Consider the following 25,739-nt stretch of genomic DNA (forward strand, 5'->3'; position numbering starts at 1 on the left):
CGGGTGCGAGCGGGGAGGTCGTGCTGCGCGAGCCCTACTCGCTCTCCTCGGGCGAGCCGCCGAGGCCGAGGGCCGCGGGGCCCTCCGTGACGAGCACGGCGAACTGCTCGGCGTCGAGCACGGGGATCCCGAGCTCTTCGGCCTTGGCCAGTTTCGAGCCGGCGCCCGGACCCGCGGCGACGTAGTCGGTCTTCTTCGAGACGCTGGATGCGGCTTTGCCGCCCGCCTGGATGATGGCTTCCTTCGCCCCGTCCCGCGTGAAGCCCTCGAGCGCCCCGGTCGCGACCACCGTGAGCCCGGCGAGGACTCCGCCCTCGGCTTGCGCGGCGCCCGGGCCCGGGTGCCCCGGCGTAGCCCACTGCACGCCAGCAGCCGCCCAGCGGTCCACGATCTCGAGATGCCAGTCCACCTCGAACCACTCCGTGAGCGACTCGGCGATGATCCCGCCGACGCCCTCCACCTCCGACAGCTCCTCGACGGAGGCCGCGCGGATCGCGTCGAGCGAGCCGAACCACTCGGCGAGCGCGCGCGCGGCCACCGGGCCGACGTGGCGGATGTTCAACGAGACGAGCAGGCGCCAGAGCGGTTTCGTCTTCGCCTTCTCGAGCTCCGCGAGGAAGGTATCGGCGTCCTTGGAGGGCTGGACCACCCGATGGTTCTTGCGGTATCCGGCCTTCCGCCGCTCCGCGGCGTCGAGCCCCTCCGCCTCGGGCGGATACTCGATGGTCACCCGCTGGAACGGCGACCGCCGTCGCGGTTCCCCCGTCTCCTCGTCGATCACCGGCTCACCGGTCTCGCTGTCGCGCACCACGACGGTGATCGGCACCAGTTGCTCGAGCGTCAGCTCGAAGAGTCCGGCCTCGGTCTCGAGCGGCGGCGTCTCGGGCACCTCGGGCTGCGTCAGCGCCGCCGCGGTGATCTCGCCGAGCACCTCGATGTCGAGCGCGCCGCGGGATCCGATGTGCTCGACCCTGCCCCGCACCTGCGCGGGACAGGCCCGCGCGTTGGGGCAGCGCAGGTCGATGTCGCCCTCCTTCATGGGGCGCAGCGTCGCGCCGCACTCGGGGCACTGCTCGGGCATCTGCCACTCGACCTCGCTGCCGTCGCGCACCTCGACCACGGCGCCCAGCACCTCGGGGATCACATCTCCGGCCTTGCGCAGCACGACCGTGTCGCCGATGAGCACGCCCTTGGCCTTCACCACCTCCTGGTTGTGCAGCGTGGCCTGCCGCACGGTGGACCCCGCCACCTTCACCGGCGCCATCACGGCGTACGGAGTCGCGCGGCCGGTACGGCCCACCCCGATGCGGATGTCGAGCAGCTTCGTGTGCACCTCCTCGGGCGGGTACTTGTAGGCGATCGCCCAGCGGGGCGCGCGGCTCGTCTCCCCCAGCTCGGCGTGCAGCGCGAGCTCGTCGATCTTCACCACGATGCCGTCGATCTCGTGCTCGACGTCGTGGCGGTGCTCGCCGCGATCCTGAATGAAGTCGACCACCTCGTCGGTGGTCTCGAAGACACGCGAGTGCGGGGAGACCGGCAGCCCCCACTCGCCGAGCAGGCGGTACGCGTCGCTCTGGTTCTCGAACGCCGGGTGCGACCACGCGCCGATGCCGTGCACGTGGAGCGAGAGACGCGACAGCCGATCCCGCATCAGCTCGAGCTCGGCGGGCGTCTTCTTCTCGGCGCGCTGGCGCAGGCTGCCGGCCGCCGTGTTGCGGGCGTTCGCGAACTCCGGGTAGCGCACCGGGATCTGATCCTCGGCCCGCCCCTTCGCCAGTTGCTCGGCGGCGAACTCGGCCTGCAGCTGATGCTGGCGCACGTTGAGGGCCTCGAAGTCCTCGCGGCGCAGGAACACCTCGCCGCGCGCCTCGAAGAACTCGGGGATGCCGGAGCCCGTCAACTCGCGCGGGATCACCGGGATGAGGTCGACGTTCTCGGTGATGTCCTCGCCCACCCGGCCGTCGCCGCGAGTCGTCGCGGTCTCGAGCACACCGTCCCGATAGGCCAGGCTGATCGCGAGTCCGTCGATCTTGAGCTCGGTCAGCCAGCGCACCTCGCGCCCGGCCGCGGCACGGGTCTTCTCGGCCCACTCCCGGAACTCCTCGATCGAGAAGACGTTGTCGAGACTCAGCATGCGCTCGGCGTGCTCGTGCTCGGGGAACCCGGCCGACACCACGGCTGCGCCCACCTCGCGGGTGGGGCTGTCCTGCCCCGCCAGCTCCGGGAAGGCGCGCTCGATCGCCTCGAGCCGGTGGAACTTCTCGTCGTACTCGGCGTCGGAGACGAGGCTCACGGCCTCCGAGTAGTAGGAGGTGCGCAGGCGCTCGATCTCGGCGGTGAGGCGCTCGGCCTCCGCGCGCGCGGCCTCGAAATCGGTCGGGATCTCCTGGTTCGTGTTCACCGCTCCAGTCTAGAAGCGGCCGCCGACATTCCATCTCCCGCGTCACCGGGTGCGTCGTGCACCGCGAGCGGGCCGCCGAGTAGCGGCTGCCGTCGCTCCCTATCCCGCGGCTGCGGGTTCCGATACCGACGACAGCGCACGGTCGATCGTGAATTGCCCGAGCACCCTGCTGCCGACGTAGATCACGGCCGTCTGGCCCGGTGCGACGCCCGACAGCGGCTCGGCCCGATCCAGATCGATGTCCACCACGATCTCGTGCGTGGCGCCGGCACGGTGCTGCTCCCCGCGATCCTCGTCGAGGATCGGCTCGAGGATCGCCCGCGCGGGCACCGGATCGGCGTGGGCGCGGATCTGCACCTCGCAGTCGAACGCCTCGCTCACCTCGAAACCGGGCTCACCCGCCCAGCTGAAGCGGCCGCCCGCGATGCGGGAGATCGCGAGGCTCTCGCGCGGACCGACCACCACCTGATTCGAGACGGGCCGGATCGAGAGCACGTAGCGCGGCTTGCCGTCGGGCGCCGGCCGGCCGAGCTGCAGACCACGACGCTGACCCACCGTGTACCCGTGCGCCCCGTCGTGCTTGCCGACGACCTCACCGGTCTCGTCCAGGATCTCCCCCGGCTCGCGCTGCACGTGATCCGACAGCCAGCCGCGCGTGTCGCCGTCGGGGATGAAGCAGATGTCGTGGCTGTCGGGCTTCTGGGCGACCTGCAGCCCGCGATCCGCCGCCTCCGCCCGGATCAGCTCCTTGGAGGGGGTATCCCCGAGCGGGAAGTAGCAGTGGGCGAGCTGACGCTCGGTGAGCACCCCCAGCACGTACGACTGGTCCTTCGCCCACGCGCTGGCCCGGTGCAGCTCGCGGCCCCGCGGCCCGTCGACGAGCGTGGCGTAGTGCCCCGTCGCCACGGCGTCGAAGCCGAGCGCGATGGCCTTGTCGAGCAGCGCGGCGAACTTGATCTTCTCGTTGCAGCGCATGCACGGGTTGGGGGTGCGACCGGCGGCGTACTCGGCGATGAAGTCGTCGACGACGTCCTCCTTGAAGCGCTCGCTGAGGTCCCACACGTAGAACGGAATGCCGAGCAGATTCGCGGCGCGGCGGGCATCCATCGCGTCCTCGATCGTGCAGCAGCCGCGGGATCCGGTGCGCAGCGTGCCCGGCATGCGGCTCAGCGCCAGATGCACGCCGACCACCTCGTGCCCGGCCTCGACCGCGCGCGCAGCCGCCACCGCGGAGTCGACTCCCCCGCTCATCGCCGCCAGAACCTTCATCCGAGCCATTTTACGCCAGACCCGCCGCTCGGGCGCGTTCCAGTGCGTGGGGCAGGGCGTCGAGCAGGGCGTCGACCTCCTCATCGCGCGTCTCCGGGCCGAGCGTGAAGCGCAGCGCCCCGGCGGCCTGCTGCTCGGGCAGCCCCATCGCCAGCAGCACGTGCGAGATCTCGGCGACACCCGCCTGGCACGCGGAGCCGACCGACACCGAGACGCCCGCCGCGTCGAGCAGGAACACGAGCGAGTCGCCCTGGCAGCCGGGGAAGGTGAAGTGCGCGTTGCCCGGCAGGCGGGAGCCCGGAGACCCCGGATCCGCGCCGCGGAGCACCGCACCGGGATCGATCCGCCGCACGCCGGCGATGAGACGGTCGCGCAGGCGCGTCAGACGCTCGGCCTGATCGGCCTCCGGCCGGCCGGCCGGGTCCAGCACCCGATCCAGCGCAGCGGCGAACGCGACCGCCCCGGCCACGTCCTGGGTGCCGGATCGCGCGCGCTGCTGCGTCCCCCCGTGCAGCAGCGGGTCGGCGACCGTGCGTCGCCCGAGCACCAGCGCGCCGACCCCGACGGGTCCGCCGATCTTGTGCGCCGAGACCGAGATCGCGGCGGCACCCGAGCCGGCGAAATTCACGGGGACCTGGCCCAGGGCGGAGACCGCGTCGACGTGCGCCGGGATGCCCACGGCGCTCGCGATCCCGCAGAGCTCGGCCACCGGCTGCACGGTTCCCACCTCATTGTTGGCCCAGAGGAACGACACGAGCGCGATGCGCTCCGCACCCTCCTCGGCGATCGCCGCGGCAAGGGTCTCCGGGCGCAGCCGTCCCTCGCCGTCGATCGGCAGCCAGCGGAGCCGTGCGCCCTGCGCATCCCGCAGCCACTCGGAGGCCTCGACGGTGGCGTGGTGCTCCCCCTCCGCGACGAGGATCACGTTCCGGGCCGAGGCCGGGGCGGCGCTCCCGGCGCCCGTCCCCCGCCGCGCCCAGTACATCCCCTTGAGCGCGAGGTTGATCGATTCCGTGCCGCCCCCGGTGAGGATCAGTTCTGCGTGGTCGCAGCCGAGGGCCCCCGCGATGCGATCGCGGGCGGCCTCCAGCAGCTCGCTCGCCCGCTGGCCGTGACCGTGCGTCGACGCCGGGTTGCCGACGACGCGGAGCGCGTCGGCGTAGGCGTCGAACACGTCATCCGGCATCGGGGAGGTGGCCGCGTGGTCGAGGTAGGAGCGCACGTCCGGCTGCGCTCCGCCGCTCGGATGCACGGCGTCCCTCAGTACAGCAGGCTCGCGAGGCGTCCGCGGGCCGCGATCACACGCGGATCCGCCGCCCCGACCACCTCGAAGAGCTCGAGCAGGCGCTCCCGCACCGCGGTGCGCCCCTCCGCGTCGCTCGCGGCGAAGAGCTCGAGCAGACGCAGGAAGGCGTCCTCGACGTGCCCGCCGGCCACGTCGAGGTCGGCCACGCGCAGCTGAGCGTCGATATCGCCCGGGTCCGACGCCGCGGCTCCGCGGATCTCGTCGGCGGCGAGCCCCTCGAGGCGCTGCAGCAGCTTCACCTGCACGAGCGCGGCACGGGCCTCGGCGTCGGCCGGGGCCTTCGCCAGCACGGCCTCCCACTCGGCGACCGCCGTGGCGTAGTCACCGCGCTCGGCGGCCTCGACCGCGGCGAGATGCGCCGGCGGGATCTGCGGTTCGGCCGGCGCCTCGATCTCTTCGCCGCCCTCCGGCGCGTTCACGCGCCCCACGACCCCCTGTTGCTCGGCCAGCTGCACGAGCTGCGCGAAGACCTCGCGCACCTGCGACTCCGGCACGGCCCCCTGGAACAGCGGCACGGGCCGACCCCCCACGAGTGCGACGACCGTGGGGATCGACTGCGCCTGAAAGGCCTGGGCCAGGGCGGGGTTCGCGTCCACATCCACCTTGGCCAGCAGCACGCGTCCCGCGAACTCGCGCGTGACCTTCTCGATCACGGGGCTCAGCGTCTTGCAGGGCTGGCACCATTCCGCCCACAGATCGAAGACCACCGGCACGACGGCGGAGAGCTGCGCGATCTGCTCGAAGGTCGCGTCGGTCACATCGAGTACGAGATCGGGTACATCGACGGTCTGCCCGGCAGCGGATCGGTCATCGATGCCGTTGCCCGGCCCGCCCGCCTGGCCGGGCTGGGCCGCCTGCCCGCGCGCTGCGAGGTGGCTCAGATCGACTCCGCCGCCCGGGATCCGCTCGGGGATCTGCTGACTCATACTCAATTCCTCACTCCCACCAGCTCGCTCGTCACACCGAGCAGCTGGATCTTCGATCCGTCGGTCTTGCTGGGCACGAAGAACAGCAGCTGATGCGCGACCTCCTGCACCAGGCGCTCCTGCTCTCCCTCGAGGCCGGAGAGCGCCGTCACCGCGTCCTGCGCCTGCGGCTTGTACCGCCCGCCCTCGACGATCTGCTCCTCGATCACGGTCGTCGCGACGAGCGCGCCGCCGACCCCGGTCGACAGCGCGACGGTGCGCTCGTCGCCCTGGCGTGCGGTCACCGTGAACACCAGATCCTGGTCATCGGAATCGGACTGCTGCTGCGACTTCTCCGCCCGCGCCTTGCCGTAGTTCTCCAGCAGGGAATCGCCCTCGAGCGCGAACGATTCGCCCTCCGGCGCGTCGGCGCCGTCCTGCAGCACCGTGGCGAATGCCGCGCCGACCTCGCCGGGCGGCAGCATGAGCGACTCGAGGTCGTTGGCCAGCAGCGCCGTGCCCTCCTCGGCCGGCGCCGCCTGCGGCATCGAGATGCCGCCGCGCAGCGCGATGACGCGCGACACCAGATAGTTCTGCTGCGCCGTCTCCTGCGTCAGGATGAGCGCGAGCGAGGGAGAGGCCGCCCTGGTCTCCGTCTCGCCCGAGTCCTCGCCCTCAGTGGGCTCCGGATCCCCCGCCGCATCCGCCTTGCCCGAGGTTGACGCGATCGTCACGAACAGCGTGCGCGGCCACGACTCGGTGCTCTGCACGAGTTCGTAGTCGAGCTCCTCGTCGGTGAGGCGGGGAGGCACGACGCCGTAGTCGGGCATCTCGGCGCGAATAGTGTAGTTCGCCGTGCGCTGCGCAAGGGCGTCACCGGTGAAGCGCTCGGCGAGCTTCTCAGCGTCGAGATCGTCATCCGCCGCGGTCGCGACCGCGGCGACGCGCTCCACGATCCGGTGCAGCTGCTCGTCCTTGACCGGGACCGGCGCGATCGACGTCGGCTGCTCCGGAGTCTGCTCCTCGACGGGCTCGGCCCCGAACTGCGGCCAATAGCTCGCGGAGCAGCCGCTGATCCCGAGCGCCACGGCGAGACCGAGCACGGGAAGCGCGGTCGCACGGGCACGGCGGCGGGAAGGCCTGCTCGTGCGCATCGTCGCGGTATCGCCGGATGGCACCGTGTCAGCCTCTCCTCCGCGGCGGCGCGAACCACGGCCGCCGAACATGTTGCGGATGCCCTGGAACGGGCCCCGGCGTCCTCGGCGCGGCCCCAGACCGCGCCGGTCGTGATCGATCGCGAGCAGGTAGAGGACACCGCCGACCAGAGCCAGCAGTCCTCCGGCCGCCAGCAGCGGCCCCGCCCACGGCGTGTCGGGATTCTGCACCCAGACCAACGAGACGTCCTTCGGCACCGGGTTCCCTCCGTCCGAGGCGATGAGCACCGACTGGTCCGCGGCCAGCGAGACCGGCACGCGCAGCGTTCCCGTGTCGGCGCCGCTGCCCGCATCGTCGATCACTCGTTCCTGCAGCCACAGGTCGCTGCCGCGCGGGTCGAGCGGCTCCGGTTCCTCCACCTCTCCGCCGTTCGCGGACGCCTCCACGACAGCGGGAGCGACGAGCGCGCTCAGCAGGCGATGATTCCTGGTGTCGACGGAGAGATCGGCGTGCAGGAAGGGCGCTGCCCAGCCGCGCACGTCGCGCGTCGCTCCCGTCGCGACGAAGGCGCGCTCGCCCTTCACCACCACGTTCGCCTGGCCGGGCATCTTGGCGAATTCGGCGCCGTCGACGACGGCGTACCCGGCCTCCGACTTCGTATCGACCGGGAAGCTGATCTCCGATGGACCGGCGAGAAAGGTGCGTTGACCGATGCCCAGCAGCAGCAGCACTCCTGAGAGCACCAGCGCCGCAATCGCAAGCACGTATCGCACGGAGGCTCCTTCGATGTCGGGAAATGTATGTAGAGCAGCTTCAACGGTACCGGAGCTTTCCTGATGCGACATGAATAGCGGCTCGATTCGCCCTGTCGGCGGCCGCATCGGCGAGGGGTCGCCGTCGATGACGTTTCCCTGCTCCCGCCTGGATGAAGTGCGGTATCGTGGTGCTCACCTTTCTTCGCCCGTGCGTGACGAAATCACTGCACGGTCGTGGTGACCTCGTCCAGATTCCGGAGGCACAGTGTCCGAATCCGCTCAGCCGTTCTCTCCTGCCTTCCGCGGCTACAACCGCGACGAGGTCGACGAGCGGGTCTCCGCTCTCACGGGACACATCGCCACCCTCCAGTCCCATCTGCAGTCGCTCCAGTCCGCGCATCAGCAGGCCACCCACGTGAGCCAGGAGCAGCGGCAGCTCATCGCGGAGCTGCAGGAGCAGGTGGCAGAGCTGGGGGCGAGCGGCTACTCGGGGCTCGGCCTGCGTGTCGAGAAGAGCCTGCAGATCGCCGAGGATCACGCCCAGCGCCTCATGGCCCAGGCCGATCTCGATGCCGAGAAGCTGCGCCGCTCCTCCGAGGAGGAGGCGAAGCGCGTGCTCACGCAGGCCCAGCTCCGGGCCGATGAGCTGCTCTCCGCCGCAGCGGAGCAGGCCGAGGTCGTCGTCTCCGGCGCCCGCAACGATCTGGCCGAGCAGACCGCAGCGGCGAACGCCGAGCGCGAACGGCTGATCGACGAGGCGCGGCGCGCCGCGGCGCTCGAGCGCAGCTCCGCGGAGCGCGAGACGACCGCGGAGCGCGAGACGGCGCACCGTGACGCCCAGGCCGAGCTCGCCGAGGCCCACGCCGAGGCCGAGCGGGTCCTCGCGGAAGCACGTGCGCTCGCCAACGAGCTGCGCGCCGAGACCGAGCTGCACGCCGAGGCCTTCGCGAGGCAGAAGGGCGAGAGCGAACGGGAGGCGGAGCTCGAGCGCGCGCGGCTGGTGCGCGAGGGCGAGCGGGGCCGCGCCGAGTTCGAGGCGAAGCGGCAGCGCGAGGAGGCTGAACTCGAGGAGCGCTTCACCGAGCGGGGTCGCGAGCTGGAGGCCGACATCGAGGCCCGGCGGCGCGAGCTCAGCACCGAGATGGAGACGCTGCGGGGCCGGATCGCCCAGGAGCGCCAGGAGCACGACGCGGCGATTGCGAGCGAGCGGGAGCAGCACGACCGTCGGCTCGCCGCCGAGCAGCGCACCCACGCCGACCGCATCGCGCAGGAGCGCGAGGAGCACGAGGCCGCGATCGCACGCGCTCTCGAGGCGCAGCAGGCCGAGCTGATCACGCTCGCAGAACAGGGCGCGCGCGAACGCGAGCGGGCGAACGCGCTGGCCGCGCAGGAGCGCGAGGAGCTGCTGGAGCGCGTCACGACCGAGCTGGACACCGCGCGTGAGCGCCAGGAGCAGCAGCAGCGCGAGGAGCGCGACGCCCACGATGCGCGCATCACCGAGGAGCGCGAGACCCACGAGTACACCCTTTCCGAGGAGCGCCGCGTCCACGATGAGACGCTCCGCGCCGAGATCGTCTCGCACGAGGCCCGGCTCAGGGACGAGCAGGAAGCCCAGGAGAACCGCCTCTCGGCTGAGCTCGAGGCCCACGTCTCGCGGCTGGCCCGCGAGCGGGAGGCCCATGAGCTCGACATCTCCGCTGAGCGCGAGGCGCACGAGAGCGGCATCGCAGCGGAGCGCGAAACGCACGAGGCGGCGCTGCGGGCCGAGCGCGAGGAGCACGAGTCGCTGCTCTCCGCGGAGCGCGAAGCGCACGACGCGGCACTGGCCGCGGAACGCGAACAGCACGACGCGGCGATCGCCGCCGAGCGCGAGGCACACGAGAGCCGGATCTCCGCGGAGCAGGAGCAGCACGAGACCCGCGTCGCGGCCGAGCGCGAACAGCACGAAGCCCGCATCGCGGCCGAGCAGGAGGCTCACGCCGGCAGCATCGCCGAGGAGCGGGCAGCGCACGAGGCCGCGATCGGGGCCGAGCTCGACGAGCATCGCGCTCGCATCGACCGCGAGCGGGAGGGCCACGAGAACCGGATCGGCGGCGAGCTCGCCGCCCACCAGGATCGCCTCATCGCGGAGTGGGAGGACCACCGCGCCCGGCTCGGCGCCGAACGAGCAGCGCACGACGAGGAACTCGCGGCGGAGCGACTGGAACAGGAGCAGCAGCTCGCCCGCGCCCTCACCGCCCACGACGCCCGGGTCGCCGACGAGTCGACGATGCACGAGGAGCGGATCGCCGCGCAGCTGCGTGAGCATCAGCAGCGCCTCGAAGACGAGCGTGCCGCCGAGGAGGAGCGCCAGCGCATCCAGCGCGAGGAGATCGCGGAGTCTCTGGGGCTCGAGCGCGAGGCGCTCGAGTTGCAGATGGAGCGCGAGCGGGCCAGGCTCGAGGCCGACATCGCCCGCGAGCGCGAGGAGCACGAGCGCTCCATCGCCGCCGCGGTCGCCCAGCACGAGGAGGACCTGCGTCGCGAGCGCGAAGCGCAGGCCGCGGCGGTCGCCCGCGAGGTCGAGGCCAAGCGCGCCGCCGTCACCGAGGAGACCGACCTGCTGCGCGCCGACACCGTGGCCGAGCTGGCGGAGTACCGCACGACGGAAGAGGCCGATCTCGCGCAGCTGCGCGCCGACGCCGAGGACGCCGCGCGCGAGCTCTACCAGAGGATCGAGGCCGACACGATCGCGTTCAACACCTCTTCCGCGCAGCAGCGCGAGCAGCTCGAGCAGGAGCTCGCGGTGCGTCAGCGCGAGGCCGCGGAGGCGGGCCGGCGCGAGATCGAGGCCACACGCTCCGAGCTCGAGGAACTGCGCTCGCAGCTCGAAATCGCACGCGCGGAGTACGAGCGCATCACCTCGGAGGCCGCGCAGGACGCGCGCAACACGAGAGCCGAGGCCGAGCGCCAGGCCGCCGAGACCGTGCTCGAAGCCGAACGACGGGCGCAGGTCACCTTCGCCGCGGCCGAGGAGCGGGCGACGAAGGTGCTCGCCGCCGCCGAGGACCGCATGACCCAGCTGAAGGTCGAACGCGGCGCCGTCGCGCGCTACTTCGAGAGCCTGGGAGAGGTCATCACGAACGCGCAGAAGATGAGCACGGTCGCCGGCAGGCTGGTGGATCAGCCCGTCGCAGAGGCGATGGACGCGGATTCGCGCCAGGCCGAGCGCGAGGCCGAGGAGGAGCAGCGGTGACGCTCACGGCGGCGGCGGACGGTTCGGCACTCGGCAACCCCGGCCCCGCGGGCTGGGCGTGGGTGATCGACGAGCAGCAGTGGCGCGCCGGCGGCTGGCCGCGCGCCACCAACAATCAGGGCGAGCTGATGGCGGTGCTCGACCTGCTCCATGCCACGGCGGCTCGGGCGGACGAGCCGCTGCGGGTCCTCTGCGACAGCCAGTACGTCATCAACTCGGTGACCCAGTGGATGCCCGGTTGGAAGCGGCGCGGCTGGCGCAAGGCCGACGGCAAGCCCGTGCTCAACCGAGAACTGCTCGAGCAGCTCGACGCGGCACTCGCCGGACGGGACGTGAAGTTCGAGTGGGTGAAGGGTCACGCCGGCCACCCGCTCAACGAGGCGGCTGATCTGCGCGCCCGATCCGCGGCTACGGCTTTCCAGGCCGGTCGCTCCCCCGATCACGGCCCCGGTCTCGCCGATGTCGCCTCCGCACCATCCGTCGAGGTCTCGCTCGAGCAACCCGCTGCCCCTCCGACGCTGTTCTAAAACAGGTCTTGCTCCACGGCCGTTCCCCCGCTCGAACTCCAGGCCAGCGTCCACGAGCCTTCGAAACGGGAGCGCGTGAGGGCAGCCTCGGGAAGCGAGCGCATCGGGGCCGCGCGGCGCGCAGCGACGCGCGAGGGGTCCCCGTCTAAGCGAGCGGCGAGGCTGCCCTCACGCGCGAGGCCGATCTCAGGCGAGCCTCCAGCAGTGGGCATGGTAGTGCCGCCGATCCCGCACGGCCGCCTCGTCGCCGAAGAGGTGGTCTGCGCGCCAGGCCACGATGTGCGCCTGGCCCTGCGGCACATCGGTTCCGCAGGCCGGACAGCGGTAGCTCTTCTCCGCCCGGTGCGCGGGGATGTCGCGCACGAACCACTCGTCGCCGTGCCGGCTCTCCTTGCGCGCTCCGCCGTAGGCGAGGCGCGTGACGTCGCTCTGCGGACCGGCCGCAGCGCGCTGGTACTTGTTCACCCGCCGATGACGCGCCATCGGACGACTACCACCAGTGGTTGGCGGTCCAGAAGGCGTAGGCCGACGCCCAGCTGCCGTAGCGGTCGACCGCGTACCCGTTCGCCCAGCGAAGGTTGTCGACGGGGTCGTAGCCGTTGCCGGGCACCTTGCTGCAGGGGTAGGCCTGGATCAGTCCACAGGCGCCCGAGCTCGCGTTGGTGGCGTTCGGGTTCCAGCCGCTCTCCTTCGAGGCGATGAAGTCGACGTATCCCCAGTCGCTCTCGGCGATGCCCGCAGCGGCCATCCATTCGGCCGGCGAACCGCCGCCCGAGTACTTCGGCGGGGACAGCGGGGTGGTCGCCTGCTGCGCACGCGCCGCCTCCGCGGCTTCCTCCGCCTCCTTCGCAGCCTTGGCCGCGGCTTCCTCATCCGCGATGCGCTGCCGCTCCTCTTCGGAGATGTCGACGGGGACCTCGGCGAACACGAGGTCGGCCTCGTCGGTCTCGTTGGGCGTGAAGTCCTGGTGGATGCGCTGCTGGAAGGCCAGCGTTTCGGCGTCGGCTTCCGCCGCGGGCATCGCGAACGGTGCGACCACCGCAACACCGAGGAAACCGGCGACGGCGAGGGCGGCGACCGGAGCCCTGAAACGGGACCAGCGCGAGACGGAGTTCGTATTCACAGCAGACACAATGTAACGATTCTATATCAGAGCGGCGTACCACTCAACGGCATTCTGAAACTCGGGAGTCGGATCACTGACGCGTGGCGAGAATCAGCTCGACCACGGCGTCCAGCAGCGCATCCACCTGGTCCTCGTCGTACCCTCGCCACTCCGAGTGGAACACCACGTCCCGCACCTCGGCGGGCTTGAGCGCCAGTTCGCGTCGCTCGAACATCTCGGCGATGCGGTCCAGGAAGGCGTCGACCTGCGAACGCCGGTATCCCGTGGCGAAGATCCCGCGTCGCCTGAAGCGCTTTCCCCGGGTGCGCTGAATACGGCCGCGCACCTCCGAGAGCAGCTGCCGGGTCTCGGCCCACCACGCATCATCGCCCTGGGCCCGCAGCAGCGCGCGCCGTTCGCGCTCGAAGAACACCTCTTCGAGCCGATCCATCGCCGCATCGACGTAGCGCGGCGTGTAGCCGCCCCGCTTCACCGCGAACGCCGTGTGCCGCACGTCCTCGGCCGTCATCGAGACCGGCGTGGCTCCGGAGCCCTCGTAGGCGGCGCGGGCGCGGGTCAGGAAGTCATCGACCTGCTCGGGGTGATAGCCCCTCTGCGAGCCGTTCGCGAGCGGAAAGGAAGTGTGCACCGCACCATTCTGCCGTCTCTGGGACGCGCGAGTCTGAGAGGCCATCACACCACCCCCAGCACGAGTGCGACGCCGTAGACGCCGACGGCCGACGGCAGCAGCGAGTCGAGCCGGTCGAGGAATCCCCCGTGACCGGGAATCCAGGAACTCATATCCTTCACTCCCAGGTTGCGCTTGATGAGCGACTCGGTGAGGTCTCCCCCGGTGGCGGTGAGCAGCACCACGACTCCGAGCACGATGCCGACCCACCACGGCTGCTGGAGCGCCAGCAGGGCCACCGCCACGCCCGCGCCCATCGCGGCGACCGCCGCACCGGCGAAGCCCTCCCAGGTCTTGTTGGGGCTGATCCGCGGTGTCATCTTGTGCTTGCCCAGGGTGACGCCCGCCGCATAGGCGCCCACGTCGACCGAGACGACGATCAGCACGAGGGCGAACACCCACCATTCGCCGCGCTGGCCCTCGACCAGCAGCACGGCGAAGGAGGCGAGGAAGGCCACGTAGACCAGCGTGAAGAGCCCGGAGAACACGTCTCGCACGAGCGTGCGCCGGGGCGTCTCCCAGGCGGGCACGAGTCCCTCGACAAGACGCCAAACCGTGAGCAGCGCCGATCCCGCGAACAGCCCCAGGAGCATCCCCTCGGCGCCCCAGAAGAACGCGCCGCCGACCACTACGAGTCCGCCCAGCACCACTCCGATGCGCGGCACCCGGCGACCGGCCACGCGGAACGCGGCGGCGAGCTCGATCAGCGCGACGGCCACGAGGATCGCGACGAGCAGCACGAAGATCTGCTTGACGAGCAGCAGGCTTGCGAGGAACACCCCCGCGAAGACCAGGCCGGAGAGCACCGCGAAGAACAGGTTGCGTCCGGCCCGCGCCTCGATCTTCGCGTTCGTGGCCTCGAGCTGCGCGCGCTTCGATTCGATGGCGCTCCGGATCTCGTCGCGTCTCTCCGGGCCCGACATGAGGTTAGACCTCCAGCAGTTCGGCCTCTTTGCGCTTCAGCGCATCGTCGACCTGATCGATGAACTGCTTGGTCACGGCCTCGAGTTCCTTCTCGGCCCGGGTCACCTCGTCCTCGCCGATCTCGCTCTTGAGCGCGTCGAGATCGTCCTTGCCGCTGCGGCGCACGTTGCGGATCGCCACTCGCGCGTCCTCGGCGCGACCCTTGACGATCTTGACGAACTCCTTGCGGCGCTCCTCCGTCAGCTCCGGCAGCGAGACGCGGATCACGTTGCCGTCGTTGCTGGGGTTGGCGCCGAGATTGGGCATGTCGCGGATGGCCTGCTCGATGTCCTTCATCGCGCCCTTGTCGTAGGGGGTGATGATGAGGCTGCGGGCATCCTGGTTCTGCACCGAGGCGAGCTGCGCCAGCGGCGTGGGAGTGCCGTAGTAGTCGACCTGGAGGTTCTGCAGCAGGGACGGGTTGGCGCGTCCCGTGCGCACCGTGGCGAAGCCCTCCTTCGCGGCCTCGACCGCCTTGGTCATACGGTCCTTGACGTCGACGAAGACCTCTTCGATCACGGTGTACTCCTTCTGAAACCTACGGGTGTCGCTCGTACTTCAAGCTTAGCGGTCGGGGGTGGTGCGACGCTCAGCTGTGGACCAGCGTGCCGAGGCGGCCGCCGCGGATCGCTGCCGTCACATTGCCGGCGGGTTCCATGCCGAACACGCGCATCGGCATGCCGTTGTCCATGCACAGGCTGAAGGCGGTCGAATCGACCACCTTCAGGCCGCGCACGAGGGCGTCGCCGTAGGTGATCCGGTCGATGAGCGTGGCGTCGGGATCCTTGTGGGGATCGGCGGTGTACACGCCGTCGACGCCGTTCTTCGCGACGAGCACCTCGTCGGCGTGGATCTCGAGTGCGCGCTGCGCCGCGACGGTGTCGGTGGAGAAGTACGGGAGGCCCGCCCCCGCACCGAAGATCACCACACGGCCCTTCTCCAGGTGCCGGATGGCGCGCAGCGGGATGTAGGTCTCGGCGACCTGCGTCATCGTGATCGCCGACTGCACGCGGCTGCCGACGCCGGCCTGCTCGAGGAAGTCCTGGAGCGCGAGCGCGTTCATCACGGTTCCGAGCATGCCCATGTAGTCGGCCCTGGCACGATCCATGCCGCGCTGGGAGAGCTCGGCTCCGCGGAAGAAGTTGCCGCCGCCCACCACGACCGCCACCTCGGCGTGCTCCATCGCCGCCGCGATCTCGCGCGCGATCTGGCTCACCACGTCGGGGTTCACTCCGAGCGTCCCGCCTCCGAAGGCCTCTCCCGAGAGCTTCAGCAGAACTCGGCGCTTGCGATCGGCGGTCTCGGTCATGGGGTCTCCTTCGTGAGGGGTGCGGTCTCTGGTCTCGGTTGAGGCAATGATAGTGGGCAGCAGAAGGGCCCGGATCGAATCACGATCCGGGCCCGACGCGACGCTTAGGCGCCGACCTTGCTGCGTGCGAAGCCGGTGACGGTGATGCCTGCGGCCTCGGCGACCTTCTTCACCTCGCGCTTGTCGGCGTCGAGGGCGTGCACCTGCTCGTTCAGCGCGACGTTCTTGAAGAACGCGGTGAGGCGACCCTCGACGATCTTCGGCAGGGCTGCCTCGGGCTTGCCCTCGTTCTTCGAGATCTCGGTGACGAGTGCGCGCTCCTTCTCGACGTCGGCCTCGGGCACGTCCTCGCGGTCGAGGTAGAGCGGGTCGGCGAACGAGATGTGACGGGCGATGCTGAGGGCGGCCTCGGCGTCGTCGCCCTCATAGCCCACGACCACGCCGATCTGCGGGGGCAGATCCTTCGAGGTCTGGTGCAGGTAGACGGCGGTGCCGGGGGCATCGACGCGCGACACCTTCCGCAGCTCGAGGCGCTCGCCGATGATGGCGGCCTCGTCGGTGATCACCTCGGCGACGGTCTTGCCCTCGGCGGGGGCCGCGAGGGCCTCCTCGAGGGTCTTCGCGTCGGCGGCGACGACGGCATCGATCACGCGATCGGCCAGTGCGATGAACTTCTCGTTCTTCGCGACGAAGTCGGTCTCGCAGACCAGCTCGATCATCGTGGCGGCGCCGTCGCTCTGCTTGACGGCGACGAGGCCCTCGCTCGCCTCGCGGTCGCCGCGCTTCGCGACGCCCTTCAGGCCCTTGAGACGCAGGATCTCGATCGCCTTCTCGATGTCGCCCTCAGCCTCGACGAGGGCGTTCTTGCTGTCGACCATGCCGGCGCCGAGACGCTCGCGCAGTTCCTTCACGGCGGCCATGCTGACTGCAGCCATGTGTGACTCCTTCTGTGTCATCCCGTGCGGACCGCGGATTGCGCGGTCCGCACGGGATCCATGTTTCGGTCTGTGTCTTGCTGATGACGGTGCTGAAGCTACCGTCTGCGGATGAACCGCAGGTTACTCCGCGGCGGGGGCTTCCTCGGCGGCGGGGGCCTCAGCGGTCTCCGCAGCAGGAGCCTCCTCGGCGGCCGGAGCCTCTGCCGCGGGGGCCTCTTCAGCGGCGGGCGCCTCTTCAGCCGCGGGGGCCTCGGCGGCCTTGTCGGCGTTCAGCAGCTCGACCTCCCACTCGGCGAGGGGCTCGGCAGCGGCCTCGGCACCCTCGGTGGGCTTCTGGTGGCGCTCCATGAGGCCCTCGGCTGCGGCGTCGGCGATCACGCGGGTGAGCAGCGCGACCGAGCGGATCGCGTCGTCGTTGCCCGGGATCGGGTAGGTGACCTCGTCGGGATCGCAGTTGGTGTCGAGGATCGCGATCACGGGGATCCCGAGCTTCTTCGCCTCGTCGATCGCGAGGTGCTCCTTCTTGGTGTCGACCACCCACAGAGCCGAGGGGGTCTTGGTCATGTGGCGGATACCGCCGAGCGACTTCTGCAGCTTCTCGAGCTCGCGCCGCTTGAGCAGCAGCTCCTTCTTGGTGAAACCGCTCGTGGTGCCCTCGAAGTCGAGCTGCTCGAGCTCCTTCATGCGCTCGAGACGACCGGTGACGGTCTGGAAGTTGGTGAGGAGGCCGCCGAGCCAGCGCTGGTTCACGTAGGGCTGGTTCACGCGGGTCGCCTGCTCGGCGATCGCTTCCTGCGCCTGCTTCTTGGTGCCGACGAAGAGGATGTTGCCGCCGCGGGCGACGGTCTGCTTCACGAACTCGTAGGCATCGTCGATGTAGCCGAGCGACTGCTGCAGATCGATGATGTAGATGCCCGAGCGCGCTCGGTGAAGATGAAGCGCTTCATCTTCGGGTTCCAGCGGCGGGTCTGGTGTCCGAAGTGGACGCCGCTGTCGAGCAGCTGGCGCATGGTGACGACGGCCATTGCCGTTCTCCTGTTCTGCGCACCCCAGCGGGCGCGCTTGCGGTTGTTATCGGTCGCGGTGGCGACCAGATCCTGGTGCCCTCGGATTCCGCCGCCCCGTTCTGCGCTGATCCGCGATCTGTGACGATCGAGGATCCGTGCGAATGGAGACCGATGGCGGTGCGCCGATGAGCGGGCACGCGAAGTCACCTCTTGCGAGGTGCGGGATCTAGCTTAGCACCGTCACGGCCGATCCGGCCAACGCCCGAGGGTCTCGACGCGGATGAACGGCGATGCCGCGCCCGATGTCCCGCATTCCGCTCACAATCAGCGAGATACGGCGATTCACGGCGACCTCTCCACAATGGACCATATTGTCTTTCGCGCACCGCACCCCACCGCCGATGATGGGCGCCCAGGAGGTGCCCCATGAACCCACCGGCAGCACACAACCAGACGCTCGGATCCCGCGGCGAGTCGATCGCGGCGGACTACCTCGAGGAGCAGGGCTATCGGATCGTCGACCGCAACTGGCGCACTCGCCACGGCGAGCTCGACCTCATCGCGATCGACGACGGGGCGCTCGTGGCGATCGAGGTGAAGACCCGCAGCGGTTCGGGGTACGGCCACCCGCTGGAGGCCATTACCGCGCGGAAGGCGGACCGTTTGAAACGGCTGCTGCTCGACTGGGCTCGCGAGTACGGCTCTCGCGCCCGCGGATTGCGCGTCGACGCCATCGGCATCACGCTCAGCCCCGGAGCCGAGCCGCGCATCGAGCATCTGCGGGGCATCTCATGAGCACGGCGGTCTGCCGCGCCGCATCGGTCGCGCTCACCGGGCTCGAGGGCACCGCGGTCATGGTCGAGACCGCGGTCTCGCAGCAGCTTCCCGGCATGGCCATCATCGGTCTGCCCGACACCGCGTTAGCCGAGGCCAAACTCCGGGTGCGCACGGCGACCGCCCAGGTCGGCTTGCCTCTCTCCGACCGGTTCCTCACGATCAACCTCAGCCCCGCCTCGCTGCCGAAGCACGGCTCGGGCTTCGACCTCGCCATCGCACTCTCCGCGCTGGCCGCCTCGAAGCACCTGCCGCCCCACCGGCTCCCCGGGGTCGCGCACCTCGGAGAGCTCGGCCTCGACGGCGAGCTGCGACGACCTGCCGGCCTGCTCCCGGCGGTGGTCGCCGCACGCTCGCTCGGCTTCGACCGCGTCATGGTGCCCGCCTCCTACGGCGCCGAAGCCGCCCTCGTGCCCGGTATCGAGGTCATCGCGGTGCCCGACCTCGCCAGCGCGGTCGCCTGGTACCGGGGAGAGCTCGATGGGGCCGCGAGCCCGGCGCACGAGGAGTTCGAGCAGCCGAGCGCCGATCCCCTGCTCGACATGTCCGACGTCGTGGGCCAACCCGAAGCCGTGGACGCCCTCGCCGTCGCGGCCGCCGGACGTCACCACATCTCGATGCTCGGCCCGCCCGGCGCGGGCAAGACGCTGCTCGCCTCGCGGCTGCCCTCCATCCTCCCGGACCTCACACCGGATGAATCGCTCACGGCGAGCAGTATCGCGGCGCTCGGCGGTACACCGCTCACCCGCCTCGTGCGACGCCCGCCGTTCGAGGCTCCGCACCACACGGCGTCGGCCGTATCCATCATCGGCGGCGGCGACAGCGGAGGCGTGCGCCCCGGAGCCATCACGAGCGCCTGCCACGGGGTGCTGTTCCTCGACGAGGCGCCCGAGTTTCCCCGCAGCGTGCTCGACGCGCTGCGGCAGCCGCTCGAGTCGGGGCGGATCGAGATCCACCGCGCGCGCCTGCGCACCGTGCTGCCCGCACGCGTCCAGCTCGTGCTCGCGTCCAACCCCTGTCCCTGCGGCAACGCGGGCTCACCCGACACCTCGCAAGCCTGCCGCTGCTCCCCCAGCACACGCGTGAAGTATCTGCAGCGCATCTCCGGGCCGCTCAGCGACCGCATCGACCTGCGCCTCACGGTGCGACGCGTATCGAGCGTGCTGCAGCACGAGTCGGGCCTCGCCGCCCCGTCGAGCCTCGAGCTGCGCCGACGCATCGCCGACGCCCGGGCTCGTGCGGCGGACCGGCTCCGCAACACGCCTTGGACGGTGAACTCCGAGGTTCCCGGCAACTGGCTGCGCGGTCGGGATGCGCGCTTGCCGCGCGCCGACACATCGGTGCTCGATCGTGCGTTGGCGCGAGGATCACTGACCCTGCGCGGTTACGACAGGGTGCTGCGGGTCGCCTGGACCATCGCCGATCTCGCGGGAATCGAACGACCCGGCAGGAGCGAGGTCGCCCGAGCGCTCGTGCTCCGGGGAGGCGATGCCCGGTGAATCGCCCCCATCCGCGGAGCAGCGCCGAGGGACTGATCCGCGCCGACTCCGAGTTCCGCCCACGACTCGACCGATTGCTCGCCGACGCCGACGGGGACGCCGTCGAGAACACGATCCACGCCGACGGGCAGACGGCGGCCGACACGCTGCTGGCCCGGATCGTGTGGGCCAGGCTCGTCGAGCCCGGCGACGCGGTCGCGGGCGGACTCGTCGGAGCGCTCGGAGCCGTACCGGCCCTCGACCTGCTGGCGTCGAATGCTCCGATCGCGCGCGTTCGCGAACTCGTGCGCACCGCCGCGGGGGCCGACCCCGATCCCGCCGCGCTCGCACGAGCGTTCAGGCGCTGGAGGCTTCGGCTCGACCGCTCTGCGACCGTCGCCGATATCGAGCGGGGCCTCGAGGCGCGCATGCGGATCGTCACCCCCGAGTCGGAGGGCTGGCCGTCCGCCCTGGCCGACCTGGGCGATCACGCCCCGCTGCTGCTCTGGGTGCGAGGCGATCCCGCCGCCCTCACGGGCTTCTCGCTCGCGGTCGTCGGAGCCCGGGCCTGCACCGGCTACGGCTCCCACGTCACCGCGGAACTCACCGAGAGCGTCTGCGAGGCCGGCACGACGATCGTCTCCGGTGCGGCCTACGGGATCGACGCGGTCGCCCATCGCACCGCACTCGCGCTCGGCGCGCCCACCATCGCCGTGCTGGCGGGAGGAGCGGACATGCCCTACCCGAGCTCGCACGGTCCGCTGCTGGAGCGCATCGTCGATTCGGGGGCCGTCTGCTCCGAGATGGTGCCGGGATCCGCTCCGACGCGCTGGAGGTTTCTGCAGCGGAATCGCTCGATCGCCGCGCTCGCGCGCGCCACGCTCGTCACCGAGGCCGGCGTTCGCTCCGGATCCCTCAACACCGCCGGGCACGCGGCGGAGCTGGGGCGTCCCCTCGGGGCGGTTCCCGGCCCGGTCACGAGCGCGGCATCCGCGGGCTGCCATCGCCTGCTCCGCGAATACGGCGCAACGCTCGTGACCAACGGCGCCGAGGCGCGCGAGTTCCTCGGCCTCTCGGACGAGCCGGCCCTCTTCGACCTCGATTCACGGGGGGCCGACGCACCGGAGACCGCCAGACAGCCGGCACGGCACCGGCGCGTGCTCGATGCGCTGCCGCTGCGCGGAAGCCGCGACGTCGTCGAGGTGGCCCGCCGAGCAGGTCTCGAGATCGCAGAAGCACGATCCGCACTCGCGGAACTCGAACTGCTCGGGGCCGTCGCTCATCGCGAAACGCCGGAGTCGGGCGAGAGCCGCTGGGCGCTACTGCGACGAGAATGAGAGCATGCAGTTGACCGCGGCGATCGATTCCTTCCTCGATGCTGTCCGCTTCGAATACGGCTACTCCGAGCACACGGTGCGCGCCTACCGGCGAGATCTGCACGACTTCGCGCTCTTCGCAGACCGCAGCACCGCCGACGCCGCCGAAACCACTACAACCGCTGCAACCGCTGTGGTCGCCACGATCGCCGACTGCGACCTGGAGCTCATGCGCGGCTGGCTCTGGGATCGCCAGCAGCGGGGCCTCGCCCCCAGCACGCTCGCCCGCAACGTCGCCACGCTGAAATCGTTCGGCGGATGGCTCGAACTGCGCCGGCTGGTTCCGGGCAATCCCGCTTCGAGACTGCGCTCGCCGAAGGCTCCGCGCGAACTGCCGCGAGTGCTCGCGGACGAGCAGATGGCACGCATCCTCGACCGCGCCGCGCGGAGAGCGGAGAGCGGAGACCCGGCCCAGCTGCGCGATCACGCGGTGCTCGAACTGCTGTACGCGACCGCGCTGCGCGTATCGGAACTCTGCACCCTCCCGGTCACCGGGCTCGACCGCAGGGAACGCACGGTGCGGGTGTTCGGCAAGGGAGGCAAGGAGCGCGTCGTCCCGCTGGGAGCGCCCGCGGCCCGAGCGCTCGAGCGCTACCTCGACGCGGCCCGCCCCGCGCTCGCGGCACGGGCCGAGCGCCCCGATGGAACCGCTCTCTTCCTCGGCAATCGCGGCGGGCCGCTCCGGCCCAACACCGTATACCGTCTGGTGTCCCACGAACTCGAGCGGGAACCCGGGGGCGGCCCCCGCGGGCCGCACACCTTCCGGCACACGGCGGCCACGCACCTGTTGAACGGCGGTGCCGACCTGCGCGTGGTGCAGGAGATGCTCGGGCACTCGAGCCTCTCCAGCACGCAGGTCTACACCCACGTCTCCACCGAGCGGCTGGCCGAGAACTACCGCCAGGCGCACCCCCGCGCCTGAGGTCGCCCGCGGTTCGGCGGATCCTCACGGCGCTCACCGCACCCGGCCGTGCTCACCGCAGCCCGGCCGTGCTCACCGCAACACGGCTGTGCTCACCGCAGCCCGGTCGCGCGCGGCAGGGACCGGTCCGGCGCGAGCCGGTCTCAGCCGGCCTCAGCCGGCCTCGGCTCGGCCCAGGGGCAGCAGCACGGGACGCTGCAGGAGGTAGCGCAGCGGGTTCACGTACTCGCCCTCCACGCGCACCCCGAGATGCACGCACTCGGCGAGGCAGTGGCCACCGCTCGCCGCCTCGCCGACCACGGCCCCGCTCGCCACGGCCTCACCCACCGAGAGCGCGCTGCGCACCGGCTCCAGCGTGTACACGGTGCGATCGTCCACCCTGATCGACAGAACGCCGCGGTCGACGACCGTGCCCGAGAACGACACCGTTCCCGCCGCAGGCGCGATGACCGCTTCGCCCGGCCTCGCCGCCAGGTCGATGCCGCGGTGCCCCGAACCGTAACGGTGCGGCGGCGCACGATACGGTCCGGAGACCTCGAGCGGCCCTCCGATCGGCGGCACCCACAGCGCACCCGGTGCAAGCGTCGCGACTGGACCCTGCGGTGCTGGATTCTGCTGCGCTGAATTCTGCGGTGCTCCGGGCTGCACGGCGAGACCCGGAATCGGTGGCCCCGATCCGTTTGCGAGCAGCGTGATCATCGCCAGCAGCGGGGCTATCAGCAGTGTGCGCGGTAGGACCATGCACCGACTCTCGCAGAACCCGCTTCACGCTCGAGACGCCTCAGGCGGATCTGTGGAGAAGATTCCGGTACCGGCCTTACGAAGTGATTGTGAGCGGAGCGCGGTGGCGAGCTCGGACTACTCGTCGAGCGCCAGCTCCTGCGGCAGCGAGAACTCCCGGGCGGAGAGCTCCTCGACGTTCACATCCTTGAAGGTGAGCACCCGCACCGACTTCACGAAGCGGTCGGCACGATACACGTCCCACACCCAGACGTCCGTCATCGCGAGCTCGAAGTAGAAGTCGCTCCCGGCGTCCTGCCGCTTGAGATCCACCTCGTTGGCCAGGTAGAAGCGGCGCTCGGTCTCGACGACATACCGGAACTGGCTGGCGATGTCGCGGTATTCGCGAAACAGCGACAGCTCGGCCTCGCGCTCGTAATCGTCTAGCTCGTCCTCGTTCATCTCCCCCATCCTACGCCGTCTCGGCTGGCTCCTCGGAGCCCGGCGCGCCCACCCTCACCGAGGTTGACTTATTCGAACATATGTTCGAATATTGCTGCATGAATTCCGTCGCGACCGTCCGCTCGCTGCAGCAGCGCATCACCGAGATGCAACCGCTGCGGCTCGACGATCGCGCACTGCCCACCGCGCCGGGGCTGAGGCCGCTGCTCCCCGGAGGCGCACTGCGTCGCGGCGCGAGCTATGCGGTGCTGGGTTCGCAGCAACTGGCCCTGTCGCTGCTGGCCGAGGCCTCCTCTGCCGGCTCCTGGTGCGGGGTGATCGGCTGCCCCGCGTTCGGGGCCGAAGCCGCTGCCGCCCTCGGGGTCGCACTCGATCGCTGCGTACTCGTGCCCCACCCGGGATCCGAGGCGCTGGGCCTCGCGGGCGCGCTGAGCGAGGTGCTCACGGTGGTGCTGCTGCACCCGCCCGCACCTCCTCGTCCAGGCGATGCCGAGCGGATCTCGGCGCGACTCCGCGAGCACGGCTCCGCGCTCGTCGCGGTGGGAGACTGGCCCCGCGCGGAGTGCACGCTGCGCGTCTCGGCCTCCCGGTGGCGGGGGCTCGGTCACGGACACGGTCTGCTCGAGGAGCGAGAGCTCGCCGTGCAGACGATGGATCGACGCGGCGCGAAACGGCACATCGTGCGCTTCACGGGCGGCGCGATCGCGGATCCCGAAGCGCCCTCGGTACGCAGGCTGGTGCCGCGATGAGCACTGCCGAGAAAGCCACCGCCGAGCGGATCATCGTGTTCTGGGTGCCCGATTGGCCGGTGCACGCGTACCTGCGCGAGTCGGAGCGGACTGCGGCGGTCCTCCCGGGTGCCGGAGCCATCGCATTGATCGCCAACCGGCGCGTCACCGCCTGCTCCGCGGCGGCCCGGGCCGAGGGGGTGCGCGTCGGGTTGCGCGAGAACGAGGCGCAGGCCCGCTGCCCGACGCTGGAGGTGCATCCCCACGATCCCGCTGTCGACGAACGCCGCTTCGCCCCGGTGCTCGCCTCGCTCGAGCGCCTCGTTCCGGGTGTCGAACCGATCCGTCCCGGGCTCTGCGCGCTCCGTTCACGCGGACCGGCGCGCTACTACGGCGACGAGGATCGCGCCGCCGCAGCGATTCTCGAACTCGCATCGCAACTCGACCTGCCCGAGGCGCGGGTCGGGATCGCCGACGGGCGGTTCGCAGCGGAGCAGGCCGCTCGCGCGTCCTCGGCCGACCCCGGTGTCACCGAGCCGCACACGGGCGTGCGCATCGTTCCACCCGGCACCTCCCGGGCGTTTCTCAGTCCCCTTCCGGTGGGACGTGCGGCGGAACCGGGCTTCGCGGAACTCCTGCACGGCCTCGGCATCCGAACGCTGGGCGCGCTGGCAGCGCTCCCTGAAGACGCGGTGCGACAGCGCTTCGGCGCAGAGGGGGTGTCCGCGCACCGGCGGGCCTCGGCCATGGGTCCCCGTCACGGCTCCGAGGTGCTCCCGCGCACTCCGGCGGGAGAGCTCGCCGTCGAGCTCGCCCTGGAACCGCCCCTCGACAACGCCGATCAACTCGCCTTCGCCTGCATGGCGCTCGCCGAACGCCTCATGTCCGGGCTCGCCGGCGAGCGCCTGGTCTGCACCGCGCTCCGCGTCGAGCTCACCGACGATATCGGCGTACGGCATGAGCGGGTGTGGTCGCACCCGCACCGTTTCACGGCCGCCGATGCGGTGAACCGGGTGCGCTGGCAGGCCTCCGCGATGTCCGCCGGCTCGGCTGCGAGAGACACCGGGCGGGAAGCCGCCGGAGTCGCCCACGTGCGGCTCGCACCCGCCCACACCGACCGCGCTGCCGCCCACGAGCCCGGGTTGTGGAGCACCGAACCCGACGAGCGCGTGCATCACCATCTCAGCAGGGTGCAGAGTCGCCTCGGGCACACCGGTGTGGGCACGATGGAGCTGATCGGAGGCCGGCTGCTCGCCGAACGTCAACGTCTCGTCCCGTGGAGCACGGGCCGGGCCCGGGAACGGGGATCGCGCGCCTCCGCCGCCGGGCCCTGGCCCGGCGCTGTGGTGGGGCCGACACCCAGTCTGGTGTTCCCCGAGCCGCTTCCGGCAGAACTCACCGATGCGGCAGGCCTCCCCGTGGGCATCGACGAGGAGGATCTGCTCACCGCGCAGCCGGCGCGCCTGCGCGTGGCGAACGCGGAGTTCGATGAGCGGGTGAGCGACTGGTCCCTGCCCTGGGCCATCCGCGAGCACTGGTGGAAGGACGCCCCCGCGCGCTTCCGGCTGCAGCTGCAGCTCACCGACGGCGACGCCTGGCTGCTGCTGCACGAGGGAGACCGCTGGCTCGCCGAGGGGCGCTACGACTGAGGAGCCG

Annotated in this window: 21 protein-coding genes and 2 pseudogenes; 8 read left to right on the forward strand and 15 right to left on the reverse strand. The window is 71.0% G+C overall.

The features are described 5' to 3' along the window. Nucleotides 1–34 precede the first annotated feature (34 nt). The 5 genes from ligA to AMS65_RS06880 form a co-directional block, all read right to left on the reverse strand. Nucleotides 35–2,401 (reverse strand): NAD-dependent DNA ligase LigA, encoded by a 2,367-nt coding sequence (ligA, locus tag AMS65_RS06860; protein ID WP_053383429.1) that lies wholly within the window; start codon nt 2,399–2,401, stop codon nt 35–37. Between the two features lie 99 nt (nt 2,402–2,500). After that, on the reverse strand, nt 2,501–3,670 hold the full coding sequence (mnmA, locus tag AMS65_RS06865) for a tRNA 2-thiouridine(34) synthase MnmA (protein WP_075200909.1): 1,170 nt from the start codon (nt 3,668–3,670) through the stop codon (nt 2,501–2,503). A 10-nt stretch (nt 3,671–3,680) separates the two neighbouring features. Further along, nucleotides 3,681–4,892, reverse strand: coding sequence for a cysteine desulfurase family protein (locus AMS65_RS06870; protein ID WP_075200910.1), 1,212 nt, complete (start codon nt 4,890–4,892; stop codon nt 3,681–3,683). Nucleotides 4,893–4,930: 38 nt separating this feature from the next. Continuing rightward, on the reverse strand, nt 4,931–5,902 hold the full coding sequence (locus AMS65_RS06875; RefSeq protein ID WP_053383430.1) for a tetratricopeptide repeat protein: 972 nt from the start codon (nt 5,900–5,902) through the stop codon (nt 4,931–4,933). A 2-nt stretch (nt 5,903–5,904) separates the two neighbouring features. Next, nucleotides 5,905–7,809 (reverse strand): hypothetical protein, encoded by a 1,905-nt coding sequence (locus AMS65_RS06880; RefSeq protein ID WP_053383431.1) that lies wholly within the window; start codon nt 7,807–7,809, stop codon nt 5,905–5,907. A gap of 247 nt (nt 7,810–8,056) precedes the next feature. Here AMS65_RS06880 and AMS65_RS06885 point away from each other — a divergent pair, with 247 nt between their 5' ends. Together AMS65_RS06885 and AMS65_RS06890 are read left to right on the forward strand one after the other, a co-directional pair. Beyond that, complete coding sequence (locus tag AMS65_RS06885) at nt 8,057–11,026, forward strand: hypothetical protein (RefSeq protein ID WP_053383432.1); 2,970 nt, start codon at nt 8,057–8,059, stop codon at nt 11,024–11,026. Further along, nucleotides 11,023–11,505: pseudogene (locus tag AMS65_RS06890) on the forward strand (ribonuclease H family protein); the annotation flags it as partial. The gene AMS65_RS06885 and the pseudogene AMS65_RS06890, both read left to right, overlap by 4 nt. A gap of 234 nt (nt 11,506–11,739) precedes the next feature. On the opposite strand, the gene AMS65_RS06895 reads toward AMS65_RS06890, so the two are convergent. The 8 genes and pseudogenes from AMS65_RS06895 to rpsB form a co-directional block, all read right to left on the reverse strand. After that, the gene (locus AMS65_RS06895) at nt 11,740–12,036 is read right to left on the reverse strand and encodes an ATP/GTP-binding protein (protein WP_075200891.1); all 297 of its coding nucleotides are present in this window, start codon (nt 12,034–12,036) and stop codon (nt 11,740–11,742) included. A 7-nt stretch (nt 12,037–12,043) separates the two neighbouring features. Beyond that, nucleotides 12,044–12,676: an aggregation-promoting factor C-terminal-like domain-containing protein gene (locus AMS65_RS06900; protein ID WP_083451543.1), complete on the reverse strand. Its 633-nt coding sequence runs from the start codon at nt 12,674–12,676 to the stop codon at nt 12,044–12,046. 73 nt (nt 12,677–12,749) lie between these two features. Next, nucleotides 12,750–13,307, reverse strand: a complete 558-nt coding sequence (locus AMS65_RS06905) for a DivIVA domain-containing protein (protein ID WP_241489369.1) — start codon at nt 13,305–13,307, stop codon at nt 12,750–12,752. A 44-nt stretch (nt 13,308–13,351) separates the two neighbouring features. Continuing rightward, complete coding sequence (locus AMS65_RS06910) at nt 13,352–14,269, reverse strand: phosphatidate cytidylyltransferase (protein ID WP_053383436.1); 918 nt, start codon at nt 14,267–14,269, stop codon at nt 13,352–13,354. Nucleotides 14,270–14,273: 4 nt separating this feature from the next. Then, nucleotides 14,274–14,828: a ribosome recycling factor gene (gene frr / locus AMS65_RS06915; protein WP_053383437.1), complete on the reverse strand. Its 555-nt coding sequence runs from the start codon at nt 14,826–14,828 to the stop codon at nt 14,274–14,276. A 70-nt stretch (nt 14,829–14,898) separates the two neighbouring features. Continuing rightward, complete coding sequence (gene pyrH / locus AMS65_RS06920; RefSeq protein ID WP_053383438.1) at nt 14,899–15,618, reverse strand: UMP kinase; 720 nt, start codon at nt 15,616–15,618, stop codon at nt 14,899–14,901. A gap of 104 nt (nt 15,619–15,722) precedes the next feature. Next, nucleotides 15,723–16,553 (reverse strand): translation elongation factor Ts, encoded by an 831-nt coding sequence (gene tsf / locus AMS65_RS06925; RefSeq protein WP_053383439.1) that lies wholly within the window; start codon nt 16,551–16,553, stop codon nt 15,723–15,725. Nucleotides 16,554–16,676: 123 nt separating this feature from the next. After that, a pseudogene (rpsB, locus tag AMS65_RS06930) lies at nt 16,677–17,581 on the reverse strand (30S ribosomal protein S2). Nucleotides 17,582–17,989: 408 nt separating this feature from the next. Between rpsB and AMS65_RS06935 the strand changes: the two are divergent. From AMS65_RS06935 to AMS65_RS06950, 4 genes are read left to right on the forward strand one after another with little or no spacing between them, the layout of a single operon-like run. Further along, nucleotides 17,990–18,358, forward strand: a complete 369-nt coding sequence (locus AMS65_RS06935; protein ID WP_053383441.1) for a YraN family protein — start codon at nt 17,990–17,992, stop codon at nt 18,356–18,358. Next, on the forward strand, nt 18,355–19,896 hold the full coding sequence (locus AMS65_RS06940) for a YifB family Mg chelatase-like AAA ATPase (RefSeq protein WP_053383442.1): 1,542 nt from the start codon (nt 18,355–18,357) through the stop codon (nt 19,894–19,896). The genes AMS65_RS06935 and AMS65_RS06940 overlap by 4 nt, the downstream gene beginning before the upstream one ends. Continuing rightward, nucleotides 19,893–21,212, forward strand: a complete 1,320-nt coding sequence (dprA, locus tag AMS65_RS06945; protein WP_241489370.1) for a DNA-processing protein DprA — start codon at nt 19,893–19,895, stop codon at nt 21,210–21,212. The genes AMS65_RS06940 and dprA overlap by 4 nt, the downstream gene beginning before the upstream one ends. A gap of 4 nt (nt 21,213–21,216) precedes the next feature. Then, nucleotides 21,217–22,173: a tyrosine recombinase XerC gene (locus tag AMS65_RS06950; protein ID WP_053383443.1), complete on the forward strand. Its 957-nt coding sequence runs from the start codon at nt 21,217–21,219 to the stop codon at nt 22,171–22,173. Between the two features lie 153 nt (nt 22,174–22,326). Here AMS65_RS06950 and AMS65_RS06955 read toward each other — a convergent pair whose 3' ends face one another. After that, nucleotides 22,327–22,914: a murein hydrolase activator EnvC family protein gene (locus AMS65_RS06955; protein ID WP_083451544.1), complete on the reverse strand. Its 588-nt coding sequence runs from the start codon at nt 22,912–22,914 to the stop codon at nt 22,327–22,329. A 117-nt stretch (nt 22,915–23,031) separates the two neighbouring features. Further along, complete coding sequence (locus tag AMS65_RS06960) at nt 23,032–23,355, reverse strand: DUF2469 domain-containing protein (RefSeq protein ID WP_053383445.1); 324 nt, start codon at nt 23,353–23,355, stop codon at nt 23,032–23,034. 98 nt (nt 23,356–23,453) lie between these two features. On the opposite strand from AMS65_RS06960, the gene AMS65_RS06965 reads away from it, so the two are divergent. Beyond that, on the forward strand, nt 23,454–24,104 hold the full coding sequence (locus AMS65_RS06965) for a hypothetical protein (RefSeq protein WP_053383446.1): 651 nt from the start codon (nt 23,454–23,456) through the stop codon (nt 24,102–24,104). Further along, a complete protein-coding gene (locus tag AMS65_RS06970; protein ID WP_053383447.1) occupies nt 24,101–25,732 on the forward strand; it encodes a DNA polymerase Y family protein in 1,632 nt (543 codons plus the stop codon). The genes AMS65_RS06965 and AMS65_RS06970 overlap by 4 nt, the downstream gene beginning before the upstream one ends. Nucleotides 25,733–25,739 lie beyond the last annotated feature (7 nt).

It is taken from the genome of Leucobacter celer subsp. astrifaciens, from assembly GCF_001273835.1.
Lineage (GTDB): Bacteria > Actinomycetota > Actinomycetes > Actinomycetales > Microbacteriaceae > Leucobacter > Leucobacter celer.

Coding starts and splice junctions, on each gene's coding strand:
- mnmA (WP_075200909.1), bottom strand. CDS start 3,670: ATGAAGGTTCTGGCGGCGATGAGCGGGGGAGTCGACTCCGCGGTGGCG.
- AMS65_RS06875 (WP_053383430.1), bottom strand. CDS start 5,902: ATGAGTCAGCAGATCCCCGAGCGGATCCCGGGCGGCGGAGTCGATCTG.
- AMS65_RS06895 (WP_075200891.1), bottom strand. CDS start 12,036: ATGGCGCGTCATCGGCGGGTGAACAAGTACCAGCGCGCTGCGGCCGGT.
- AMS65_RS06910 (WP_053383436.1), bottom strand. CDS start 14,269: ATGTCGGGCCCGGAGAGACGCGACGAGATCCGGAGCGCCATCGAATCG.
- pyrH (WP_053383438.1), bottom strand. CDS start 15,618: ATGACCGAGACCGCCGATCGCAAGCGCCGAGTTCTGCTGAAGCTCTCG.
- tsf (WP_053383439.1), bottom strand. CDS start 16,553: ATGGCTGCAGTCAGCATGGCCGCCGTGAAGGAACTGCGCGAGCGTCTC.
- AMS65_RS06935 (WP_053383441.1), top strand. CDS start 17,990: ATGAACCCACCGGCAGCACACAACCAGACGCTCGGATCCCGCGGCGAG.
- AMS65_RS06940 (WP_053383442.1), top strand. CDS start 18,355: ATGAGCACGGCGGTCTGCCGCGCCGCATCGGTCGCGCTCACCGGGCTC.
- AMS65_RS06950 (WP_053383443.1), top strand. CDS start 21,217: ATGCAGTTGACCGCGGCGATCGATTCCTTCCTCGATGCTGTCCGCTTC.
- AMS65_RS06955 (WP_083451544.1), bottom strand. CDS start 22,914: ATGGTCCTACCGCGCACACTGCTGATAGCCCCGCTGCTGGCGATGATC.
- AMS65_RS06960 (WP_053383445.1), bottom strand. CDS start 23,355: ATGAACGAGGACGAGCTAGACGATTACGAGCGCGAGGCCGAGCTGTCG.
- AMS65_RS06965 (WP_053383446.1), top strand. CDS start 23,454: ATGAATTCCGTCGCGACCGTCCGCTCGCTGCAGCAGCGCATCACCGAG.
- AMS65_RS06970 (WP_053383447.1), top strand. CDS start 24,101: ATGAGCACTGCCGAGAAAGCCACCGCCGAGCGGATCATCGTGTTCTGG.